Source organism: Citrobacter sp. Cf087 (assembly GCF_030334285.1).
Classification (GTDB): domain Bacteria; phylum Pseudomonadota; class Gammaproteobacteria; order Enterobacterales; family Enterobacteriaceae; genus Citrobacter; species Citrobacter freundii.
The window spans coordinates 298570-318112 of record NZ_JAOWED010000032.1 but is presented as its reverse complement, the minus strand read 5'-3'; the positions used below and the strand labels follow the sequence as shown (position 1 = coordinate 318112).

Sequence of the window (19543 nt, the reverse complement as noted above, 5' to 3'; positions counted from 1 at the left end):
GGAGGGATTTCACATGAGTGAAAATAAAATTCCGCTATCTCAGGAAATAAAAAGACATTTATTAACGGGGATTTCGTGGATGATCCCGTTAATTGTCGCCGCCGGGATCTGTATTGCTCTCGGGCAAATACTTGGCGGCACTAACGTGGGTGAAAAAACAGGAACCATACCCTGGATGCTCAACCAGATTGGCGGCTGGGGGATGGGGTTAATCGTACCGCTGATTAGTGCGGCGATTGCGTACTCCATTGCCGATCGTCCCGGATTTGCGCCGGGCCTGATTGTCGGCTTTGTTTGCGGCGAAATTCATACCGGTTTTATCGGCGGGATGCTGGGCGGGTTCCTGGTCGGTTATACCGTACTGCTACTTAAGCGCTATATCCGTTTGCCACAGTCGATGCAGGGGCTGATGCCCATCATGGTGTTGCCGGTACTGAGTACCGTCATTGGCGGCCTGTTGATGATGACGCTGATTGGCAAGCCGATAGCCTGGCTGCAGGACGCGTTGATTCATCTGCTGGAGTCCATGCAGGGCGGATCCCGCTTTCTGATGGGCGCTATCCTCGGTGCGATGGCGACATTCGACTTCGGCGGACCGGTGAATAAAACCATGTCGCTGTTTGCTGACGGCATGCTGGTCAGCGGTGTGTACGGTCCGGAAGCGGTGAAGTTTGTTGGTTCGATGATCCCTCCGTTCGGCATTACGCTCTCTTTCCTGCTGACGCGTCACAAATACACCCGTGCGGAGCGCGAGGCGCTGAAAGCGGCATTCCCGATGGGGATCTGCATGATTACCGAAGGGGTCATTCCGATTGCAGCGCGTGACCTGTTGCGCGTGGTGGGCTCCTGCGTGGTGGCCTCGGCGATTGCGGGCGGCCTGATTATGGTGTGGGGTGTCGAAAGCCCGGTACCGCACGGCGGCATGTTTGTGGTTCCGCTCTTTACGCATCCGCTGCTGTTTTGCCTGGCGCTGGGGATCGGCACAGTGATTTGCGGTGTCATGTTGTCGCTGTGGAAGAAACCGGTGACCGAGCGTGACGAAGAGTTTGATGAACTCAGCGATCAAAAATTGAAAGACGAAGAGATCACCTTCACCCTGGAATAACCGGAGGCCGTATGTTTGCCGATATGAAAAGCATGGTGACGAAAGCCTGGCGTGAGCAGTACGCGCTGCTGGCCATTAACTGCATGAACCTGGAAAGCGCCCGCGCGGCGGTTCGGGTGGCAGAGAAACACCGTGCGCCCATCATCCTGAATCTGTATCAGGGGCATCTGGAGCATTTTCCGGCCCCGATAGCCGCTGCGGTCGTCAAAACGCTGGCAGAGGAAGCCTCAGTACCGGTCGCGCTGGCGCTGGATCATGGAAAGGATCCTGTACGCATTCGTCAGGCTTTTCGCGCCGGATTCAGCGGGTTAATGATCGACGCCTCCGCCTTTGCGCTGGAGGAGAACATTCGCCAGACCCGTGCAGTGGTCGAGCTCGCAGCCAGCGTTTCTCTGTGCGTGGAAGGTGAGCTGGGTCATCTGGCCGATGCTCCGCGCTATGACCATGTGACTAACGTGGATTTGATGACTCAGGCCGCCGACGTGGAACCCTTTATCCAACAGACCGGGATCGATTTGCTGGCGGTGTCGGTGGGTACGGCACACGGCATGTACGCGCCGGGTATCACACCTGCTATTGATTTCCTGCGGCTGGAGGAAATAGCCCGGTTATCAACGGTACCTCTGGCACTGCATGGCGGCAGCGGGACGCCGTTTGATCAGCTACAGCGTTGCCCGACGTTTGGTGTCGCCAAGATAAACGTTGGTGCGGCGGTTTTCGAAGCCGGAAAGGCTGCGCTACTGCATACCCTGTGTCGTGACACATCCGGTGAACTCGTTAATGCCCTGGCCCTGATGGAACAGGCCTGCGAGGAAGCCATTATTCCGTACCTGCAGGCCAGCGGCGCTATCGGCAAAGCCTGATTCATTTTATGTAACGCCTTCTATGCCTCTGCGATGACGCACTGGCAGGGCTTTCTACACCCTGAAACTGGAGAATTAACATGTTAGTTTCGATGAAAGAATTACTGCAACCTACTCGTCAGCACGGTTTTGCTATCGGCGCATTCAACGTGGCGGACAGCTGCTTTGTACGTGCAGTAGTGGAGGAAGCGGAAGCGACCAATACCCCGGCGATTATCTCTATTCACCCCAGTGAACATGATTTTGTCGGCGATGCGTTTTTTAGCTACGTCCGTGATATCACGATGCGTAGCCCAGTGCCGTTTACTCTGCATCTGGACCACGGTGCTTCGGTTGAGCATGTGCTGCGGGCGATTCAGTGTGGGTTTACCTCGGTGATGATTGATGGCTCGCTGCTGCCGTATGAAGAGAACGTGGCGCTGACCCGCGAAGTGGTCAAGCTGGCGCATGCGGTAGGTGTTTCCGTGGAAGGGGAGTTGGGTACGATTGGTCAGACCGGGACGTCAGTGGAAGGCGGCGTGTCGAAGGTTACTTATACCGATCCTGCTCAGGCAGAGGATTTTATCGCCCGAACCGGTGCAGACACGCTGGCGGTGGCGATTGGAACCGCGCACGGGATCTACCCGAAAGGGATGCAGCCAGAGCTGCAAATGAACATCCTGCGCGACATCGCCGGGCGTGTGGATATTCCGCTGGTGCTGCACGGTGGTTCCGCGAACCCGGATGCGGAAATTGCCGAATCCGTGACGCTGGGTGTTGGCAAAATCAACATTTCCAGCGATATGAAATACGCCTACTTCCAGAAAGTCCGCGAAATCCTGGCGAAAGAAACCTGGTGGGACCCGAACGTAATCTACCCAGAAGCCATTAGCGCCGCGCGGGACGTGATCCGCCACAAAATGAAATTGTTCGGTTCAACCGGCAAAGCATCACTTTACTAACGGCATGCAGGCGGGGCGACCCGCCTCTTTCGCAACAAGGAAAAGTGGAATGAAGCGTTCACATATTAATTATGCCGTCGATAAAGCGCATGCCATCGCCGAGACTTTTCGGGTCTGTCTGCCTGATTTTGCGTATTTTACGATCGATGCCTGGCGGCAACAGGATCAAACTCTGTGGCGTGAAGTGCGCGCTCTCCAGTTGGGCTGGGACGTTACTGACTTCGGACGCGGAGATTTTGCGCAAACGGGGCTGACGTTACTGACGTTGCGCAATGGTCAGCCAGGGTCAGCGGGTTATCCCAAACCGTACGCCGAAAAGATGCTGCAAATTCAGCAGGATCAGCAAACGCCATGGCATTTTCATCGCCATAAAATGGAAGATATCGTGAATCGCGGCGGCGGTGACTTATGTATGCAGCTGGCATGGGCCACGCCTGATGACGGGTATGACGCACGGCGTATTGTTGAAGTTAGCGTCGATGGTCAGCGGCGTACCGTTGACGCTGGCGAGACGCTGGTATTGAAACCGGGACAGGGGGTGTGCCTGCCGCCGCGCTTGTATCATCGCTTTTGGGCGGAGAAGGCGTTCGTGCTGGGCTGGGAAATCTCGATGGTCAATGACGACCAGCATGACAACCACTTTCTGGAACCTGGCGGTCGCTTCCCGGCGATTGAAGAGGATGAGCCGGTGAAGTGGCTGTTGTGCAGTGAATATATTCGTTTATGAGCGTGAGTAGGCCCGGTAAGCGAAGCGCCACCGGGCAATAAATTATTGCGCAGGTGGTGGTGCTGTGACTTCACTCCCTGAAACCACACCCGCCTGCATAGTCTGCGTGACCTGCTGTTTCTCCACGTTCACCGCATGCAGTTGCCCGCTGACCGTTGGCTTGAGCGGCGCATCGGCCTGAATATTGCCGCTGGCGGTAAGCTGAATATTACCATCACCGGAAAGCGGCAGTGCGGGCCAGCCCCACTGCTGCAGGATCGTCATTGGCACGCCGCGTCCGTTCAGGCTGATCTGAGCCTGGCGCTGAGGCAACTGCGAAATACTGGCAGTGGCCTCCAGCAGCCCTTTTTCCGTATAGGCGCTCAGTTCACTGATATTGATGGTGCTGTTGTTCGCCGTCAGCGCCAGCGAAGGACGACGTACATCCGTGCGGTTAAAGGTAGCAGCAGCGGCGTTGAGGGTGGCGCTCCCGCTCCAGATCCCCCACTGATTGTTCTGTACCAGCCCGAGGTTAGCGCCGTAACCGTCCAGCGCGGTGAGTTGCCAAGGGAAGTCCGGATCGATATCAATTACCAGATTGCGGCTGGCGCTGAATTTCTTCAGCGTCAGGCTGTTTAGCCATGTTGGCAGAGGTTTCATCCACTGCTGCTTCCAGTTTTCCGGCAGCGTGTATTCCAGACCGGCAATAGCGGCATCATCGAGGACCAGCGCTTTGTTGCTGCGTAGCCAGTTTCCGGATGTTCTGACCATACCGCCTTCCCAGCGGGTGGTGAACTGGCGCAGCGCAATGCCCTGTGGTGAGAACTCGGCGTTCAGAATCGGATCGAAGAAGTGCAGAGAGCCGTAGATAAACTCGCTGGCGTTCATCGACAATTTTCCTTCCTGAGTTTGCCAGTCGTCCTTGCTGAAGGTCATGTTGCGCAAGCTCAGATCGAGATCCGTCACCGCCCAGTCAGGGCCTTGCAGACGGGCATCCGTTACTTCCAGACGACCAATTTGCAGGGAAGGAATGGTGCTTAACGGGGCAAAAAAGTCGGCCAGCGATTTGTCGCTTTGCAGCCGGATATCGTTCAGGCGCAGATTCTCCACTACCCAGCTCCCGTCGGCATTGCGTTGCGCTACGCCGGTTAATGCTCCACGCGCCACGTCTGCGCCAATATTGCTAAGCGTCACCCGGTCATGGTCAATGCTGCCTTCAATCAAGACGTTGGTGGTCGGGACATCGTTGAGCGTCAACGAGCTGGCGCTGAGCTGAATTTGCGCTTTGCTGCCGAGAATTTTACCTGCCTCAGGGCTCCAGGGAATGGCGCCGCCGTTAACGCGCTGGGCGCTGAGGTTCCACTCGCTACCGGGGCTGTTAAGCGCCATATCCTGCAATTGCAGGCGATCGGCCTGAAACGGCAGCGGCGCGGTTTGCTGGGAAAGATTCAGCGTGCCGTTTTGCAACAAAATGGTGTCTACGTGCAGCGGGTCGGTGATTTGTCGGCTACTGAGTCCAATATCGACCGTTTTGGCGACCAGCGTGGCGGGCTGACCATCCCGGCCAAAGGTGACGTTTTCCAGCAGAATATGGGAAGGGGAAGAAAACCGGTGATCGATGGCATCAAAGGCCAGATGGTAGCTGCTGTTCTGTGAAACCCAGGCGCTGACGTGCTCTGCGCCCCAGCGGGTTTGCAGTAGAAAATAAAGGCCGAGGATCGCCACTGCAAGGGCGATCAGCACGTAAAGAAGCAGCTTTCCAATAAATTTCATGGTCTTCCATCCCGCGAAGTGCACATAGTCAAGTTATGCACGATTTAGACGCAATGCTCAAGGCGGGAATGGTGAAAGAGCGTTACAGCGGCGTTGATTCAGATTCAACGCCGCATTTTGCTTATTGCTTCTCTGGTGGGAACACCAGGTTCAGAACGATAGCGGTAATACCGCCTGCGGCAATGCCGGAAGAGAGTAGGTTTTTCACCCAGTCCGGGGCGAACTGCAGGATCAACGGCTGCTGGGAGACGCCCAGGCCGACGGCCAGCGACAGCGCGATAATCAGAATCGCGCGGCGGTTCAGTGGCTCGCGGGACACAATACGCACGCCGGATGCGGCGATAGTACCGAACATTACCAGCGTTGCCCCGCCCAGTACTGGCTCAGGAATATGCTGTACAAAACCGCTGACCGCCGGGAACAGGCCCAGCGCGATCAACATCAACGCCACCACAAAACCGACGTAGCGGCTGGCAACGCCAGTTAACTGAATAACCCCGTTGTTCTGTCCAAAACAGGAATTCGGGAAGGTGTTGAACACAGCGGAAACAAACGAGTTCAGACCGTTCGCCAGCACGCCGCCTTTCAGGCGTTTCATATACAGCGGACCAGAAACCGGCTGCTCGGAGACATCAGAGGTGGCCGTAATATCGCCGATGGTTTCCAGCGAGGTGATCATAAAGACCAGCATCAGCGGCAGCAGTAAACTCCAGTCGATACCCAGGCCATAATACAGCGGCGTTGGCACCATTAGCAGGTCCTGGCTTACCGGTGCGGTATTTTGCGGCAGCATGTCCATAAACCAGGCCAGCAGATAGCCTGCCGCCATCGCAATCACCAATGACGCAACACGCAGGTAAGGGTTGCGTTGACGGTTAAGCAGGATGATTAGCGCCAGTACCACGCCTGCCAACAGTAAATTCTTCGGTGCACCAAAGGTGTTGTCGCTCATTGCGGCATAGCCACCACCAATTGATGTCAGACCCACCTGAATCAGCGACAGGCCGATAATCATCACCACCACGCCTGAGACCAATGGGGTAATGATCCGCCGCGCCAAATGCAGTACGCGTGAGATAACCATCTCGGTGCAGCTTGCCAGCATCAACGTACCGAACAGCGCCGCCATCATGGTTGGGACATCTGCGCCACCGGTTTTTAGCGCCGTACCGCCCATAATCAGTGGCGCAACAAAGTTAAAGCTGGTGCCCTGAATGGATAGCAGCCCTGAGCCTACCGGCCCCCAGGCTTTGATCTGAATGATAGAAGCTACGCCGGAGGCGAACAGCGACATACTGATAATGTGTTGAGTATCCTGAGCCGGTAAACCAAGCGCCTGGCAAATTAACAGAGCGGGAGTAATTACCGCGACGAACATGGCCAGCAGATGCTGACAGGCGGCAAACAAGGTCTGGGCTAACGGGGGGCGATCTTCAAGACGGTAAATCAGTTCACTGTTGTGAGCCTGCGCAACCGGTTGCGCATTTGTTGACTCTACGGCGTTAACGGACATCAGAGGCAATCCCATGGTGGAAAAGCGGTGATTTTATCTGACCAGGGCGGAAAAGCAAACGTTTGCTAGCAGGTATTCTTAATATTTAAAACGGATAAACAAACATTTTTATATAACTTTTCATCATTTTCTGCTTAAAATCCACCCCGAAAACTCAATAAGAGCTAAAAATCGGTCTGGAATGCATCGTGCGTGATTGTGCTAAACGCACTAATGGAGCTGTAAATGTTTTATCTCGATACGTTATCAACGCTGGTTGCGGCAACCCTTGTGTTGCTGCTGGGACGTAAGCTCGTCCAGTCTGTTTCCTTCCTGAAAAAATACACCATTCCCGAACCCGTAGCGGGCGGCCTGCTGGTGGCGATTGCGCTGCTGGTGCTGAAAAAAAGCATGGGTTGGGAAGTTAACTTCGATATGACCCTGCGCGATCCGTTGATGCTGGCCTTCTTCGCCACTATCGGTCTGAACGCCAATATCGCAAGTTTGCGTGCTGGCGGCCGCGTGGTGGGTATTTTTCTGATTGTGGTTGTTGGCCTGTTGCTGATGCAAAACGCCATCGGTATTGGTATGGCGACCCTGCTGGGTCTGGACCCGCTGATGGGTCTGATCGCTGGCTCGATCACCCTCTCTGGTGGACACGGAACCGGGGCCGCATGGAGCAAGCTGTTTATTGAACGTTACGGCTTCACCAATGCGACTGAAGTGGCGATGGCTTGCGCAACGTTTGGTCTGGTATTGGGTGGGCTGATTGGCGGCCCGGTGGCACGCTATCTGGTCAAACACTCCACCACGCCAGACGGTATGCCGGACGATCAGGCTGTGCCGACCGCATTTGAAAAGCCGGACGTCGGACGCATGATCACCTCACTGGTGCTGATTGAAACCATCGCGCTGATCGCTATCTGTCTGACGGTGGGGAAAATCGTTGCGCAAATGCTGGTTGGAACGGTACTGGAACTGCCGACCTTCGTTTGCGTGCTGTTTGTTGGGGTGATCCTCAGCAATGGTCTGGCGCTACTGGGCTTCTACCGGGTGTTCGAACGTGCGGTTTCTGTGCTGGGTAACGTTAGTCTGTCACTGTTCCTGGCGATGGCGCTGATGAGCCTGAAGCTATGGGAACTGGCTTCTCTGGCCTTGCCGATGCTGGCAATCCTGGTTGTGCAGACCATTTTCATGGCGCTGTATGCGATATTCGTTACCTGGCGCATGATGGGTAAGAACTACGATGCCGCTGTGCTGGCTGCTGGACACTGCGGTTTTGGCCTCGGCGCGACGCCGACGGCGATTGCCAACATGCAGGCGATTACCGAACGCTTTGGGCCATCCCATATGGCGTTTCTGGTGGTGCCGATGGTGGGGGCATTCTTTATCGATATCGTCAACGCGCTGGTGATTAAGCTGTATCTGCTGTTACCGATTTTTGCGCAATAACGGCTGTGCGGCGGGGTAACATCCGCCGCCGCTATGAATCGACTATGCGTTGGAGTAGCGTTCGGTTTCCGGCATCCAGCGCTCTATTAGCGCCACGGCCTGTTGCGGATAGCGTTCGTGAATATGGCGAGCAATGCGCTGAACTTCCGGGATAATCGCCTGATCACGCAGTAAATCTGCGACCTTGAATTCTGCCGTTCCGGTCTGGCGAGTACCTAACAGCTCGCCGGGGCCGCGAATCTCTAAATCTTTTTGCGCAATCACGAACCCGTCGTTGCTGTCTCGCAGAACCTGCAAGCGTTTCTGCGCGGTTTTAGACAGCGGTGATTTGTACAGCAGGACGCAGTGGGAGGCCACCGCGCCACGACCTACGCGGCCACGTAGCTGATGCAGCTGGGCCAGGCCCAGGCGCTCCGGGTTTTCAATAATCATCAGGCTGGCGTTTGGCACGTCCACGCCCACTTCAATCACTGTGGTGGCAACCAACAGATGCAGTTCACCCTGCTTAAAGGCCGCCATTACTGACTGCTTCTCGGCGGGCTTCATACGGCCGTGTACCAGGCCAATATTGAGTTCTGGCAGCGCAATCTTAAGCTCTTCCCACGTTGCTTCTGCTGCCTGAGCTTCTAACAGATCAGACTCTTCAATCAGCGTACAGACCCAGTATGCCTGGCGCGCTTCGTGGGTACAGGCGTTGCGCACGCGATCAATAATATCGCTGCGGCGGGTATCCGGAATGGCGACCGTGGTGACCGGGGTACGTCCCGGTGGGAGTTCATCAATTACTGAGGTGTCGAGATCGGCATAGGCGGTCATCGCCAGCGTGCGCGGGATTGGCGTGGCAGTCATGATTAGCTGGTGCGGGTGGAAACCCTGCTGCTGACCTTTTTCCCACAGCGCCAGACGCTGATGCACCCCGAAGCGGTGCTGTTCGTCGATGATAACCAGTGCCAGACCGTTGAACTGAACCTGTTCCTGGAAAATTGCATGAGTACCGACAATCATCTGCACCTGACCGCTGGCGATGGCTTCCTGTTGCGCCAGACGCGCTTTGCCTTTCTGCTTGCCCGCCAGCCAGCCCACTTCAACGCCCAGCGGCGCGAACCAGCTGCGGAAGTTATTCGCATGTTGTTCAGCCAATAATTCGGTGGGGGCCATCAGCGCAACCTGCTTACCATGTGCGATAGCGCGCAGGGCGGCTAACGCCGCAACCAGCGTTTTACCTGAGCCGACATCACCCTGTACCAGGCGCATCATTGGGACATCCAGTGCCATATCACGTTCGATCTCCGCGGTAACGCGAGCCTGTGCGCCAGTCGGTTTAAATGGTAGCGCCGCCAACAGCTTATCTTTCAGCGCATTGTTTGCGCTCAGCGGCTGGGCATGAAAACGCTGTGCCCCGGCGCGTAGTGCCAGCATGCTGAGATTATGCGCCAGCAGTTCTTCGAGAATCAGACGTCGCTGCGCCGGATGTTGTCCTGTTTCCAGATCGCTGAGTTGCAGCGACGGTGGGGGGCGGTGCAACGTGCGCAGTGCTTCGGGCAGGCTCATCATGCCCTGTAACAGCTCTGGCGGTAGCAGTTCGGCAATGGCGCAAGTATCGAGCAGATCCAGTGCCTGATCGGTCAGCTTGCGCAGCGTGGCCTGCTTCACGCCTTCGGTAGTCGGATAAACAGGGGTCAGCGTTTCCTGTAATTCCGGCGTGCTGAGATCGCCCTGCACACGGTATTCCGGGTGGATCATCTCTGCGCCGTATTTCCCGCGTTTGGCTTCACCGTAGGCCAGCACCCGGCGACCGGTGGCGAGGCTGTTTTTCATTGCTGCGCTGAAGTTGAAAAAGCGCATGGTGAGAATGCCGGAGCCATCGCTGATCTGACAGGTCATCATCCGGCGGCCACCGAAGGTGATATTGCAGTTCAGCACTTCGCCTTCAACGGTGGCATAGACGCCCGGCAGCAGTTCGCCAATTGGGTACAGATGGGTACGGTCTTCGTAACGCAGGGGGAGGTGTAGCAGGAGGTCCTGTACGGTGTGCAGGCCAATTTTCGCCAGTTTACTGCTTTGCGCTGCGCCAACGCCGGTCAGAGAGTTGAGTGGGATGGCATCCAGTAAACGGCCTTTCATCGCGTTTATCTCGCAGACTGCATAGTGGCCCACCACGTTGCATCGGCTTCAATTTCGCCCTGCGTGTTTACGTGAGGGTAGGGAAGACCTTTGCGCTTAGCGACATTCGCCAGCACCGGATAACCGCCTTCAAACAGTAAGCGCTGCTGCTCGTCTTGTGGCAGCATGCTGTTTTCTCGTCGGTACATCCCAGCGTTTTGCCGCTGGCGTTGTGCTTCGTACAGAATCAGCGCGGAGGCGACCGAAACGTTCAGCGACTGCACCATGCCAGTCATGGGAATGATGATGTCCTGATCTGCCAGATCCAACGCTTCCTGAGTGATGCCGGTTTTCTCCTGGCCCATCAGGATGCAGGTGGGGCGTGTGTAATCAATCTCGCGAAAATCCACGGCTTTATCTGACAGATGAGTTGCCAGAACCTGCATGCCGCGGTTTTTTAAATGTGTGACCGCATCGCCAATAGTAAGGTGAGTTTTCACCTGCACCCAACTGTTGCTGCCTGCGGCAGAAGAGGCCATGGTGCGCATACGGCTACCCGGCCAGACGGCGTGGACTTCATGCACGCCGACCGCATCTGCAGTACGAATGATAGCGGAAACGTTATGAGGTTTGTGGACCTCTTCCATGCAGACGGTCAGATCTGGCTGACGACGTGCGAGCATTTCGCGGATACGTGCATAGCGCTGTTCATTCATAAAACGTGTTCTAGTTACGGTTACGGGTGACTTTTATCACGTCCGGCATGACGCGGATTTTGCGCATGATATTCGCCAGGTGCACGCGATCGCGAGCGGTCAAGCGAATAAAGGCGCTATAGACGCGACCATCTTTCTCTTCCGTATTCAGGCTTTGAATATTGGAGGTGGTCGTGTTGATTGCCGCCGTCAGGTTCGCCAAAGCACCCTGGTGGTTAAACATATCCACCTTAATCTCAGTGATGAATTCCTGCTCTGTTTCTTTATCCCATTCCACCGCCATAAATTTCTCTGGCTCTTTCTGGTAGCCACGAATATTACGGCAGGACTCATGGTGAATCACCAGACCTTTACCCGGACTGACATGGGCAATGATGGGATCGCCTGGAATTGGACGGCAGCATTTCGCGAAGGTGATCAGCACGCCGTCTGCACCTTTGATCGGCAGATGACCATGACCAGATTGTGCCGGTACGTTCGCTGTTGCTTCGCCCTGCTGGAGGTTTTTCGCTACCACCACGCTCATGGCATTACCCAGACCGATTTCTGCGAGCAGATCGTCAAGAGTGGCGAGCTTCATACGCTCAAGCTCACGCTGGATGCTCTCTGGCGGGATTTCAGCCAGTTTACGGCTACCGCCCAGGGCATGGTTGAGCAGTCGACGGCCCAGACTGACGGAATCATCGCGCTTGAGGTTTTTCAGCAGTTGGCGAATCTTGGCGCGCGCTTTCGAACTGACGACGAAGTTGAGCCACGCGGCATTCGGGCGCGCACCCGGGGCGGTAATAATCTCAACTGTCTGACCGCTAAAGAGCGGTTGTGAAAGCGGGTAAGGCTGTCTGTCGACGCGCGCGCCGACGCAAGCGTGACCGATATCGGTATGCACGGCGTAGGCGAAGTCGACAGGCGTTGCACCGGCGGGCAGTTCGACAATGCGCCCTTCCGGTGTGAAAACATAAATCTCATCCGGGAAGAGATCAGATTTAACGCTTTCAATAAATTCAAACGAGCTACCGGCGCTCTGCTGCAGTTCCAGCAGGCTTTGCATCCAGCGTTGAGCGCGGATTTGCGCAGTGGTGCTGCTTTCGCCGCCGTGCTCTTTGTAAGCCCAGTGCGCTGCGACACCCATCTCTGCCATCTGGTCCATGTCTTCAGTACGAATCTGTACTTCAACCGGGACGCCATGAGGGCCGATCATTGAGGTGTGCAAAGACTGATATCCGTTCGCTTTTGGGATGGCAATATAGTCTTTCACGCGGCCAGGACGTGGTTTGTACAGGCTGTGCATCTGGCCGAGTACGCGATAGCAGGTATCGGAATCATGAACGATGACGCGAAATGCGTAGATATCCATGATGGAGTGAAAACGCTGCTCTTTGAGCACCATTTTGCAGTAAATAGAGTACAGGTGCTTCTCACGCCCGCTTACGCGACACGGAATACCTGCCTCCTGCAAACGCCCTTCGATTTCCGAGAGGATTTTTTGGATCATCTCTTTGCGGTTGCCGCGAGCGGCTTTAACCACTTCTTTAATCACGCGATAGCGGTTCGGGTACAGCGCTTCAAAACCCAGCTCTTCCAGCTCGGTTTTAATGTGATGAATACCTAAACGGTGTGCCAGCGGACTATAGATTTCGAGGGTTTCACGGGCGATGCGGCGACGCTTGTCCGGGCGTAATGAGCCCAGCGTGCGCATATTGTGGGTACGGTCGGCAAGTTTGATGAGAATGACGCGGATATCCTGCACCATCGCCATAATCATCTTGCGAAAGTTTTCGGCTTGCGCCTCTTTCTTATCGCGAAACTTAAGCTTATCAAGCTTCGATACCCCTTCTACCAGCTCTGCAACGCTTTTACCAAAAAGCTGTTCCATGTCCTGATAGGTGGCTGGGGTATCTTCAATCACGTCATGCAGCAGAGCAGCCATCAGCGTTTCGTAGTCGAGTTTCATCTCGGCCAGAATGCAGGCTACCGCTACCGGGTGCGTGATATAGGGTTCACCGCTTGAACGTGTCTGGCCCTCGTGAGCGTCACGTGCAACGAGATACGCCTGCCGAAGACGCTTAATCTGGTCTTCCGGCAGGTAGTTTTGAATCAGTTGATTCAGGCTTTCAAACAGATACAAGGGCGACCCGCTTTGTGATTAACGACGACCTTCAGCAATAGCGGTAACGGCTTGTAATTCAGCGGCTTCCTGCTCTTGCTGTTCCTGGCGCTCACGCACGTCGAGGATCTGGTTGTTGATCAGACCTTCTTCGATTTCGCGCAGCGCGATAACGGTAGTTTTATCGTTTTCTTCCGGTACGAGCGGATCCTTTCCGCCTACCTGCATCTGACGAGCGCGACGCGCGGCGACCAGTACCAGGTCAAAACGGTTACCAATTTTCTCTACAGCGTCCTGAACAGTTACGCGTGCCATACTTAAAATGCTCCACAGGTGAAGAAATGACTGGGCATGATACTGAATGTGGGTTCAGTCTGCCAACAGTTTGCTGATTAAAGCGTCATGACGCTGCTTTTGGCGGCTCATGCGCAGACGTTCGGCGCGAATGATGGTTTTCAAATCGCCCAGGGCGGTATCGAAATCATCGTTCACAATAAGATAATCATATTCGGCGTAATGGCTCATTTCTGCAACAGCTTGCGCCATACGTTTTGCGATCACGTCTTCGCTATCCTGACCGCGGCCACGCAGACGGCGGTCCAGCTCAATCTTAGATGGCGGCAAAATAAAAATACTGCGCGCATGCGGCATTTTTTCGCGAATTTGCTGCGCACCTTGCCAGTCGATATCTAAAAAGACGTCTACGCCGGATGCTAATACTTGCTCAATGGTTTCACGTGAGGTGCCGTAGTAATTACCGAAAACCTCCGCGTGTTCCAGGAACGCGTCTCTGCCAATCATGGTTCTGAATTCATCATGGTTCACAAAAAAATAGTGTTCACCGTGCACTTCCCCCGGGCGCGGTGCGCGCGTGGTGTGCGAAACAGAAACCTGGGTGTCATACAACGGTTGGGTCTTTAATAAAGCCTGAATCAGGCTGGATTTACCCGCGCCACTGGGGGCAGAAACAATATAAAGCGTGCCTTGAGCCATGAGTATCTTAATGTATGTGATTGTCGAAAGAGAGCCTACATACGGGCTTATTATACACGTAGCCGCTATGTGACGTAGCCCTTGTCACACTTTTTGCGCATGTTTATTGCGTTTTGCGTATCAGTTTCCTGTTTTATCGATGATTTGCAGCAATACGTGCAAATGTCAGGAACGTTGCTCGCAGGATGCTTTTTTGCCGCTCTGTTTCCCTATTATTTCGCGCTATACCTGCCAGGAAATGCAGTGCTCAGCGGAGGTAACATGGGATTATGGAAAGGCATAGGACTGGTTTTGCTAATGGGGTATCTACCCGCATGGGCGGTATGCCCCGTCTGGTCACCTGCCAGGGCAAACGAGGAAATTTCACGACTACAGCAGCAGATAACACAGTGGAATGACAGTTACTGGAAACAGGGTGAAAGTGCCGTAGATGACGGCGTTTATGACCAGTTCAATGCGCAACTAATTCAATGGCAGCGCTGTTTTGGTGATGAAGTTCCACCAGATCTGTCTGCGCCACCAATGGGTGGCACAGTATCGCACCCCGTTCCCCACACGGGTGTTCGAAAACTTGCCGATAAGCAAGCGCTACAGCAATGGATGCACGCGCGCAGCGATCTCTGGGTGCAACCGAAGGTGGATGGCGTGGCAGTGACGTTAGTCTATCGCAATGGCAATCTGGTACGGGCGATTAGCCGTGGTAATGGCCTGAAAGGCGAAGACTGGACGCAAAAGGTTCTTCAGATCCCTTCCGTACCACATTCCACCAAGGGGAATCTCGCTAACAGTACGTTGCAGGGTGAGATTTTTTTGCAGCAAGAGGGGCATATTCAGAAGCAGAGAGGGGGAATGAACGCCCGCTCGAAGGTTGCTGGATTGATGATGCGCCAGAGCAATCAGGAATTATTAGGCTCGCTGGCTATTTTTATCTGGGCCTGGCCCGATGGTCCTGCGGTCATGTCTGAAAGACTGGAGCAGCTCACTGCTGCCGGGTTCAGTTTCACGCAACATTTTACCAAGGCCGTGAAGAGTGCGGATGACGTAGAGCAAGTGCGAGCAAAGTGGTGGACTTCAGCATTACCTTTTGTCACTGATGGCGTGGTCGTGCGAACAGGAAAAGAGCCGCAGGCACGATACTGGCTACCCGGACAGGGAGACTGGCTGGCTGCGTGGAAATATCCTCCCGTGGCCAGGGTGTCTGAGGTAACCGGTATTCAGTTCTCCGTTGGTAAAAGCGGGAAAATTGCGGTGGTAGCATTGCTGACTCCCGTCATGCTGGATGATAAGCGCGTACAGCGCGTCAATATTGGCTCCGTTAGACGCTGGAATGAATGGGATATCGCGCCTGGCGATCAGATTCTGGTGAGCCTGGCCGGACAAGGGATCCCCCGTATAGATGAGGTGGTCTGGCGCAGTACCCAGCGTAGTAAGCCAGTGCCACCCGAGGGGCGCTTCAATTCATTAACCTGTTTTTATGCCACAGCGGAGTGCCAGGAACAGTTTGTTGCCAGACTGGTCTGGCTGGGGGCCAAAGAGGTGCTGGGGCTGGAGGGCATCGGCGAGGCGGGATGGCGGGAGCTCCACCAGGTGTATCGTTTTGAGCATATCTTTTCCTGGCTCGGGCTAACTCAGGAACAACTACAGTCCACATTTGGTGTAAGCAAAGGGGAGAAGTTATGGCATCAATTCAACCTGTCACGCGATCTTCCGTTCACGCGCTGGGTGATTGCCATGGGAATACCGTTAACACAGGCAACGCTGAATGCCAGCAGGGATGGTTCGTGGCAGCAATTGCAAGAACGCGATGAACAAAGCTGGCGGCAGCTTCCTTTCATGGGGGAGCAGCGGGCACGGCAGGTTATTCAATGGCTGGAGGATCGAGAGGTCACAGCGCTGAGCAACTGGTTAGCTGCTCAGCGGATCGCGGGATTTATGCCTTAATGGCCTTCATGGCGATAGTAAAATACTGGCAGACCTAACTTCAGGCGCAGCGCCAGTAGTCGGGCGGTAAAGCCGAAGAGCAGGGTAGAGATAACCACCACATCATGACTGGAGACATAATGCTGCAGCACGATGTACAGCACGGCAGCGGCAAATGATACGCCGGCATACAGTTCTTTCTGGAACACCAGCGGGATGCGTTTGCAGAACATATCGCGTAATACGCCGCCGAAAACCCCGGTAGTGACCGCAGCGACCACGGCGATAATCGGTCCATGGCCCATATCCAGTGCCACCTGAGCCCCGATAATAGAAAAGACCACCAGGCCCAGCGCATCCAGTACGAGGAATATTTTGCGCAGATAGGGCATCACGGGAGCAATAATAGTGGTCAGTACCGCGGCAGTGGCTACGATAATGACGTATTCAGGGTGCTTTACCCAGCCGAGCGGATAATGGCCGAGAAGAATATCGCGTACTGAACCACCGCCAATGGCTGTCGCGGTGGCAATGATAATGACGCCAAATGTATCCATACGACGACGCCCAGCCGCAAGCGCACCGGTCATGGCTTCGGCAGTAATACCAATTAAGTATAAAACGTGTAACAGCATGTATTCCCCCTGATTTGCTGGGGGCTAAGGTTAACGATTTGTGCGCACTGTCACGATTGAGATTTTCTAAGGCGAAGTGATTCTAATAACTACAGCTAATGCGAAATTGTTGTAAACACGTTATGGCATGCGCTTTGTGATATGAGTGGTGACAATAAATGATGAGAAAATATAAGTCTGATCGCATAGATGAGAACTGATAGCGTCGGGAAAAGCACGTAGCGCCGCCGTTTATTGACGGGCTACGTGAGATGGTGACTTACTCGATATTCTGAATTTGCTCGCGCATTTGCTCGATCAATACCTTCAGTTCAATTGCGGAGTTAGTCACTTCGGCATTGATAGACTTCGATGCCAGAGTATTCGACTCACGGTTGAATTCCTGCATCATGAAGTCCAGACGACGGCCAACCGCCTCTTTTTTCTTCAGAATGTTGTAGGTTTCTTTGACGTGAGCTTCCAGGCGATCCAGTTCTTCAGCCACGTCGATACGCTGTGCCATCAGCACCAGCTCTTGCTCAAGACGATTATTTTCCAGTTGCACCTGAGCATCTTCCAGTTTGGCTACCAGACGCTCGCGCTGCCATTGCAGGATTTCCGGCATATGCGCACGTACCTTCGTCACTTCGGCGCTGACGCCTTCCAGACGCTGCTCGATCAACGCCTTCAGAGCCTGACCTTCGGTTTCACGCGCAACGATAAAGTCATCCAGCGTACCGTCAAGCGCGGCGAGGATTTCGGCGGCAATGGCGTCCAGATCTTGCTCCTGGGCTGCCATTACGCCTGGCCAACGCAGGATATCAACCGGGTTAATTTCACCTTCATCACTCTGCATTTTGACCCAGTTAGCAGCGCTAACGAGCTGTTTAGCGAGTTTTTCATTCAGAATCAGCTCGCCTTGTGCACTGGCATCAGGCTCAAAACGCAGCGTACATTCGACTTTACCGCGCGTCAGACGCGTGCGGATACGTTCGCGAACTACGGGTTCGAGACTACGGAACTGCTCCGGCAGGCGAAAATAAGTTTCCAGATAACGCTGGTTTACCGAGCGCATTTCCCAGGTAGCGCTACCCCATTCACCCTTGATTTCACGCCGGGCGTAGGCGGTCATGCTGCGGATCATAGACGTTCCTGTTTTTAAAGATGAGATGGGAGGATTATAGCCATCCACGTCTTGTCAGGATAGGAATAACAGTCGGAAGTCCGTATAATGCGCAGCCACATTCGTTTCAAGCCGGAGATTTTATCATGCGTCCAGCAGGTCGTAGTGCCAATCAGGTGCGTCCCGTCACCCTGACCCGTAATTATACAAAACACGCTGAAGGCTCCGTGCTGGTCGAATTTGGTGATACCAAAGTGCTATGTACCGCTTCTATTGATGAAGGCGTACCGCGTTTTCTGAAAGGTCAGGGCCAGGGTTGGATCACCGCAGAATATGGCATGCTGCCACGCGCCACGCACACCCGTAACGCCCGTGAAGCGGCGAAAGGTAAGCAGGGTGGTCGTACCATGGAAATCCAGCGTCTGATCGCTCGCGCGTTGCGCGCTGCCGTTGACCTGAAGACGCTCGGTGAGTTCACCATTACCCTAGACTGCGATGTTATCCAGGCAGATGGCGGTACGCGCACCGCATCAATTACCGGTGCATGTGTTGCGTTAGCTGATGCGCTGAACAAGCTGGTCGCGAGCGGTAAACTGAAAACTAACCCGATGAAAGGGATGGTCGCCGCAGTTTCCGTGGGCATTGTTAACGGTGAAGCGCTCTGCGACCTCGAGTACGTTGAAGACTCTGCTGCAGAAACCGATATGAACGTAGTGATGACTGAAGACGGTCGCATTATAGAGGTTCAGGGCACGGCGGAAGGTGAGCCATTCAGCCATGAAGAACTTCTCACCCTACTGGCGTTGGCCCGAGGGGGAATCGAATCCATTGTAGCGACGCAGAAGGCGGCGTTAGAAAATTGATTTTAAAGGCGACTGATGAGTCGCCTTTTTTTTGTCTGTAATAAAGTGAGATGAGGAGCGAATCCATGAAACCGTATCAGCGCCAGTTTATTGAGTTTGCGCTTAGCAAGCAGGTACTAAAGTTTGGCGAGTTTACGCTGAAATCCGGGCGTAAAAGCCCCTATTTCTTCAACGCCGGACTGTTTAATACCGGGCGCGACCTGGCTCTGTTAGGCCGTTTTTACGCCGAAGCGCTGGTGGATTCCGGTATTGAGTTCGATTTGCTGTTTGGCCCAGCGTACAAAGGTATTCCGATTGCGACTACAACGGCCGTTGCGCTGGCTGAACACCACGATAAAGATTTGCCGTACTGCTTTAACCGTAAAGAGGCGAAGACCCACGGTGAAGGTGGCAATCTGGTCGGTAGTGCACTTGAGGGGCGCGTGATGCTGGTGGATGATGTTATCACCGCAGGTACGGCGATTCGTGAGTCGATGGAAATTATCCAGGCGAATGGCGCCACTCTGGCGGGGGTACTGATTTCTCTCGATCGTCAGGAACGCGGTCGCGGCGAGATTTCCGCTATTCAGGAAGTGGAACGTGATTACGGTTGCAAAGTGATCTCTATTATCACCCTGAAAGACCTGATTGCGTATCTGGAAGAGAAACCGGATATGGCGGAGCACCTGGCGGCAGTACGAGCCTATCGCGAAGCATACGGTGTATAAGGACTGCCGGATAGCGCTGCGCTGATCCGGCCTACGCACTTACCGGGCCTACGTTTTACGTAGGCCGG

The 19543-nt window shown here is 54.5% G+C and carries 17 protein-coding genes; 8 read left to right on the top strand and 9 right to left on the bottom strand.

Annotated elements, in window-relative coordinates:
- Window positions 1-13: 13 nt before the first annotated feature.
- The 4 genes from OGV57_RS23080 (at window position 14) to OGV57_RS23065 (ending at window position 3636) form a co-directional block, all read left to right on the top strand.
- The gene (locus OGV57_RS23080) at window positions 14-1105 is read left to right on the top strand and encodes a PTS fructose transporter subunit IIC (RefSeq protein ID WP_003837581.1); all 1092 of its coding nucleotides are present in this window, start codon (window positions 14-16) and stop codon (window positions 1103-1105) included.
- Between the two features lie 11 nt (window positions 1106-1116).
- Window positions 1117-1968, top strand: coding sequence for a class II fructose-bisphosphate aldolase (locus tag OGV57_RS23075; RefSeq protein ID WP_044714187.1), 852 nt, complete (start codon window positions 1117-1119; stop codon window positions 1966-1968).
- Window positions 1969-2048: 80 nt separating this feature from the next.
- Window positions 2049-2909 carry a ketose-bisphosphate aldolase gene (locus OGV57_RS23070; RefSeq protein WP_003827236.1) on the top strand — a complete coding sequence of 287 codons (861 nt, stop codon included), beginning with the start codon at window positions 2049-2051 and terminating at the stop codon, window positions 2907-2909.
- Between the two features lie 49 nt (window positions 2910-2958).
- Window positions 2959-3636, top strand: coding sequence for a D-lyxose/D-mannose family sugar isomerase (locus OGV57_RS23065; protein ID WP_054528893.1), 678 nt, complete (start codon window positions 2959-2961; stop codon window positions 3634-3636).
- Window positions 3637-3678: 42 nt separating this feature from the next.
- Here OGV57_RS23065 and OGV57_RS23060 read toward each other — a convergent pair whose 3' ends face one another.
- Together OGV57_RS23060 and xanP are read right to left on the bottom strand one after the other, a co-directional pair.
- Window positions 3679-5388 carry an AsmA family protein gene (locus tag OGV57_RS23060; protein WP_054528892.1) on the bottom strand — a complete coding sequence of 570 codons (1710 nt, stop codon included), beginning with the start codon at window positions 5386-5388 and terminating at the stop codon, window positions 3679-3681.
- A 121-nt stretch (window positions 5389-5509) separates the two neighbouring features.
- Window positions 5510-6901, bottom strand: a complete 1392-nt coding sequence (gene xanP / locus OGV57_RS23055; RefSeq protein WP_054528891.1) for a xanthine/proton symporter XanP — start codon at window positions 6899-6901, stop codon at window positions 5510-5512.
- Between the two features lie 225 nt (window positions 6902-7126).
- Between xanP and gltS the strand changes: the two genes are divergently transcribed.
- Window positions 7127-8332: a sodium/glutamate symporter gene (gltS, locus tag OGV57_RS23050; protein ID WP_003024029.1), complete on the top strand. Its 1206-nt coding sequence runs from the start codon at window positions 7127-7129 to the stop codon at window positions 8330-8332.
- A 42-nt stretch (window positions 8333-8374) separates the two neighbouring features.
- Here the strand turns inward: gltS and recG are convergent, their stop codons facing one another.
- From recG to gmk, 5 genes are read right to left on the bottom strand one after another with little or no spacing between them, the layout of a single operon-like run.
- On the bottom strand, window positions 8375-10456 hold the full coding sequence (gene recG / locus OGV57_RS23045; protein WP_003837591.1) for an ATP-dependent DNA helicase RecG: 2082 nt from the start codon (window positions 10454-10456) through the stop codon (window positions 8375-8377).
- Window positions 10457-10461: 5 nt separating this feature from the next.
- Window positions 10462-11151, bottom strand: coding sequence for a tRNA (guanosine(18)-2'-O)-methyltransferase TrmH (trmH, locus tag OGV57_RS23040; RefSeq protein ID WP_003837594.1), 690 nt, complete (start codon window positions 11149-11151; stop codon window positions 10462-10464).
- 10 nt (window positions 11152-11161) lie between these two features.
- Window positions 11162-13276 carry a bifunctional GTP diphosphokinase/guanosine-3',5'-bis pyrophosphate 3'-pyrophosphohydrolase gene (gene spoT / locus OGV57_RS23035; protein WP_003024038.1) on the bottom strand — a complete coding sequence of 705 codons (2115 nt, stop codon included), beginning with the start codon at window positions 13274-13276 and terminating at the stop codon, window positions 11162-11164.
- Between the two features lie 18 nt (window positions 13277-13294).
- Window positions 13295-13570 carry a DNA-directed RNA polymerase subunit omega gene (gene rpoZ / locus OGV57_RS23030; protein ID WP_000135058.1) on the bottom strand — a complete coding sequence of 92 codons (276 nt, stop codon included), beginning with the start codon at window positions 13568-13570 and terminating at the stop codon, window positions 13295-13297.
- 54 nt (window positions 13571-13624) lie between these two features.
- Window positions 13625-14248 (bottom strand): guanylate kinase, encoded by a 624-nt coding sequence (gmk, locus tag OGV57_RS23025; protein WP_003024042.1) that lies wholly within the window; start codon window positions 14246-14248, stop codon window positions 13625-13627.
- A gap of 261 nt (window positions 14249-14509) precedes the next feature.
- On the opposite strand from gmk, the gene ligB reads away from it, so the two are divergent.
- Entirely contained in the window at window positions 14510-16189 is a 1680-nt protein-coding gene (gene ligB / locus OGV57_RS23020; protein WP_054528930.1) for an NAD-dependent DNA ligase LigB, read from the top strand.
- Here ligB and OGV57_RS23015 read toward each other — a convergent pair.
- Both OGV57_RS23015 and OGV57_RS23010 read right to left on the bottom strand, forming a co-directional pair.
- The gene (locus tag OGV57_RS23015) at window positions 16186-16803 is read right to left on the bottom strand and encodes a trimeric intracellular cation channel family protein (protein WP_003024049.1); all 618 of its coding nucleotides are present in this window, start codon (window positions 16801-16803) and stop codon (window positions 16186-16188) included. The two genes, ligB and OGV57_RS23015, sit on opposite strands and share 4 nt — an antisense overlap.
- Window positions 16804-17062: 259 nt before the next feature.
- A complete protein-coding gene (locus OGV57_RS23010; protein WP_003024052.1) occupies window positions 17063-17926 on the bottom strand; it encodes a YicC/YloC family endoribonuclease in 864 nt (287 codons plus the stop codon).
- A 125-nt stretch (window positions 17927-18051) separates the two neighbouring features.
- Here OGV57_RS23010 and rph point away from each other — a divergent pair, with 125 nt between their 5' ends.
- Together rph and pyrE are read left to right on the top strand one after the other, a co-directional pair.
- Entirely contained in the window at window positions 18052-18768 is a 717-nt protein-coding gene (rph, locus tag OGV57_RS23005; RefSeq protein ID WP_003024054.1) for a ribonuclease PH, read from the top strand.
- A gap of 65 nt (window positions 18769-18833) precedes the next feature.
- Window positions 18834-19475, top strand: a complete 642-nt coding sequence (gene pyrE, locus OGV57_RS23000; RefSeq protein WP_003844527.1) for an orotate phosphoribosyltransferase — start codon at window positions 18834-18836, stop codon at window positions 19473-19475.
- Window positions 19476-19543: the final 68 nt, after the last annotated feature.

Bases quoted from the DNA above. Each gene is read 5' to 3' on its own strand.
- recG (WP_003837591.1), bottom strand. From the start codon at position 10,456: ATGAAAGGCCGTTTACTGGATGCCATCCCACTCAACTCTCTGACCGGC.
- OGV57_RS23065 (WP_054528893.1), top strand. From the start codon at position 2,959: ATGAAGCGTTCACATATTAATTATGCCGTCGATAAAGCGCATGCCATC.
- OGV57_RS23010 (WP_003024052.1), bottom strand. From the start codon at position 17,926: ATGATCCGCAGCATGACCGCCTACGCCCGGCGTGAAATCAAGGGTGAA.
- OGV57_RS23080 (WP_003837581.1), top strand. From the start codon at position 14: ATGAGTGAAAATAAAATTCCGCTATCTCAGGAAATAAAAAGACATTTA.
- xanP (WP_054528891.1), bottom strand. From the start codon at position 6,901: ATGTCCGTTAACGCCGTAGAGTCAACAAATGCGCAACCGGTTGCGCAG.
- ligB (WP_054528930.1), top strand. From the start codon at position 14,510: ATGGGATTATGGAAAGGCATAGGACTGGTTTTGCTAATGGGGTATCTA.
- OGV57_RS23015 (WP_003024049.1), bottom strand. From the start codon at position 16,803: ATGCTGTTACACGTTTTATACTTAATTGGTATTACTGCCGAAGCCATG.
- pyrE (WP_003844527.1), top strand. From the start codon at position 18,834: ATGAAACCGTATCAGCGCCAGTTTATTGAGTTTGCGCTTAGCAAGCAG.
- gmk (WP_003024042.1), bottom strand. From the start codon at position 14,248: ATGGCTCAAGGCACGCTTTATATTGTTTCTGCCCCCAGTGGCGCGGGT.
- rpoZ (WP_000135058.1), bottom strand. From the start codon at position 13,570: ATGGCACGCGTAACTGTTCAGGACGCTGTAGAGAAAATTGGTAACCGT.
- OGV57_RS23070 (WP_003827236.1), top strand. From the start codon at position 2,049: ATGTTAGTTTCGATGAAAGAATTACTGCAACCTACTCGTCAGCACGGT.
- gltS (WP_003024029.1), top strand. From the start codon at position 7,127: ATGTTTTATCTCGATACGTTATCAACGCTGGTTGCGGCAACCCTTGTG.
- OGV57_RS23060 (WP_054528892.1), bottom strand. From the start codon at position 5,388: ATGAAATTTATTGGAAAGCTGCTTCTTTACGTGCTGATCGCCCTTGCA.
- trmH (WP_003837594.1), bottom strand. From the start codon at position 11,151: ATGAATGAACAGCGCTATGCACGTATCCGCGAAATGCTCGCACGTCGT.
- rph (WP_003024054.1), top strand. From the start codon at position 18,052: ATGCGTCCAGCAGGTCGTAGTGCCAATCAGGTGCGTCCCGTCACCCTG.
- OGV57_RS23075 (WP_044714187.1), top strand. From the start codon at position 1,117: ATGTTTGCCGATATGAAAAGCATGGTGACGAAAGCCTGGCGTGAGCAG.